Here is a 2,092-nt window from a genome sequence, read left to right as displayed (position 1 = left end):
GTGCCTAACAATTCATTCAAGCCGAACCCGCTTCGCGGGTCGGCTTAATTCAGGCGTTAGGCATCAGTCTACTAAGAAGTTAGGCATCAGATGGAGGGCGTCGTGAACTGGAACAAGATAGTCCTGCTCGCAACTCTTCTGTTCGTTGCCCAGGTCGTACTCGGCTTCGTAGAAGGTGCTCTTCAGTCTCCTGACTCTGGCGCTTCTTGGCTTTTCGCTGGCCATGCCACCTCATTCGTCGTTTGCTCGGCAATCGCCTTCTTTGCAGTGCGCTATCCGGCTAAGCCATTCGCCCACGCTTGGCTCGGTCTATTGCTGCAAGTTCTCGTCGCGGCCGGGCTCTCGGCGGTACTCACCGCTTGGCTCGGTAGCACGCCGTGGGTTTCTGTCGCACTGGAGTGGGCTGTGCTCGTTGTCGCTCTCGTTGCTGGCACGTCAGTGGGCATCGGTCTTCGGCATAGCGCCAGCGGACCGGCTGATGCCTAACAATTCATTCAAGCCGAAGCCGCTTCGCGGCTCGGCTTAATTCAGGCGTTAGCGCCCAAGAAATGTCTCTCGCACTCTTTGATTTCGACGGCACGATCACTATCCACGAGACCATGCTGGATTGCTTCTTCAAGGGAAAAGGATGGCTGGACAAGGTTTGAAGCAATGGATCGCAATGTCCATGTGTGCCTGGTTGTTGCCGTGGTCGCAGCCGTCGGTGGCACGCGAGCCGCCGGCTGACGGATGCATCGACTTACACAACATCACCGGTGGCTGGCGGATCGGCGAACGCGAGATTCTGATCCGCTCGAACGGACAAGCTGGGGCGCGTCTTGAGCTGGATCCTGCCTGTCCGGTATTCGTCGAAGGAGTGGATCTGGAGACGTTGGCTCCCGAAGGTTGGGCTTGCCCAAGTGGACGCTTGTTCGTGCGTGGTGGTGAGAACACATGCCCCGTGATCCAGATGAGCACGCTTTCAGCATCGGAGCTGGCTGATGCGTTGCGTATGCGGGGCGCGAATATGCAACCGAGCGTTACGCTGGATCGGGTCGAGGTTCAGGGGCGCCACTGGCGAGATATTGGCGGCACCACCGACTATTGCGTCGATGCCCGCTTCCTGCGCGGATGGCACAAGGATAGAGAAGGTCTGGTGGTCGAGGTATCGCCGCGACGCCATGCAGGACATCGTTATTACCGGGTGGAGACGGTCAATATATGCTCGGATTTGGCCACTGCCCATTCGATCAGACTGGTGTCTAGAAACGGAGGGGCGGCGGTGTGTGGGTATCCGGGTGACAAGGTAGTGCTGATCAACGATTCGTCGGAAGGTTTCGTCCAAATGGGGGGCTCGCCTACCGGCGCGTTCTGGCGTGGCTGCGAGATCAGCCGAGTCACCCCATTTGCACGCGAGTGATCTAAGCACATAATGTCGGTGTCGCGGTTGGGCGCTAACAACTCGTTCAAACCGATGCCGCTTCGCGGCACGGCTTAACTCAAGCGTTAGCTGGCGACGACATATCGGCTGGGGGAGCTAATGAAGCATGTAGCAATCTGCCTCTTCGCGCTGTTCTTCTGGAACGAGCTTCGGGCTTCGGAACCCTTGAATGTTGAGTTCTATGAAGTGCGCGGTAATAACGCGCGTGATCTGCGTAAAGAGCTAGGCGATCACGGACCAGTCGGTGACGACGGTTCCCGGCACCATGGCTATACAAAATGGCATGTCGATTGGACATTTCAACTGATTCCCAGCGGTAAGTTGTGTGCAATTGGCTCTGTTGAGACTAAGCTTGAAGTCACTATGACGCTTCCGAAATGGAACAAGCCAGAGGGATTGTTAGAGGACCTGACGCGAGAGTGGGAAAGGTATAGCACTGCTCTCCGGCTGCACGAGGATGGGCACTACAACATCGCCGTTTCGGCGGCGCAAGAGATAGAACGTCGACTATCTGGTCTGACTGGTACCGCCGGGTGCAAAACGTTAGCCGAAGATATTAATAGCAAGGCAAGAGCTGTAATTGAGGAGTTTCGGGCTAAAGATCTGGGATATGACGTGGCCACTGAGCATGGAGCCACTCAGGGAGCTCGGTTTTGATCTGCCAGGCGCCAG

At 56.7% G+C, this 2,092-nt stretch carries 3 protein-coding genes; all 3 read left to right on the top strand.

Going from position 1 to position 2,092, the window contains the following annotated elements; all coding sequences use genetic code 11:
- Window positions 1-102: 102 nt before the first annotated feature.
- The 3 genes from AB5T46_RS20310 (at window position 103) to AB5T46_RS20300 (ending at window position 2,077) form a co-directional block, all read left to right on the top strand.
- A complete protein-coding gene (locus AB5T46_RS20310) occupies window positions 103-486 on the top strand; it encodes a hypothetical protein (protein ID WP_370565928.1) in 384 nt (127 codons plus the stop codon).
- Between the two features lie 142 nt (window positions 487-628).
- The gene (locus AB5T46_RS20305; RefSeq protein WP_370565927.1) at window positions 629-1,399 is read left to right on the top strand and encodes a hypothetical protein; all 771 of its coding nucleotides are present in this window, start codon (window positions 629-631) and stop codon (window positions 1,397-1,399) included.
- A 120-nt stretch (window positions 1,400-1,519) separates the two neighbouring features.
- The gene (locus AB5T46_RS20300) at window positions 1,520-2,077 is read left to right on the top strand and encodes a DUF922 domain-containing Zn-dependent protease (protein ID WP_370565926.1); all 558 of its coding nucleotides are present in this window, start codon (window positions 1,520-1,522) and stop codon (window positions 2,075-2,077) included.
- The last annotated feature ends 15 nt before the right edge of the window (window positions 2,078-2,092 follow it).

It is taken from the genome of Luteimonas salinilitoris (assembly GCF_041300785.1).
GTDB lineage: Bacteria > Pseudomonadota > Gammaproteobacteria > Xanthomonadales > Xanthomonadaceae > Luteimonas > Luteimonas salinilitoris.
Note: the sequence above shows the minus strand (reverse complement) of the source record. Positions and strands in the feature narration are given on the sequence as shown.

What these genes read in the sequence shown, in the direction of transcription:
- AB5T46_RS20300 (WP_370565926.1), top strand. Translation starts at nt 1,520, where the DNA reads ATGAAGCATGTAGCAATCTGCCTCTTCGCGCTGTTCTTCTGGAACGAG.
- AB5T46_RS20305 (WP_370565927.1), top strand. Translation starts at nt 629, where the DNA reads ATGGCTGGACAAGGTTTGAAGCAATGGATCGCAATGTCCATGTGTGCC.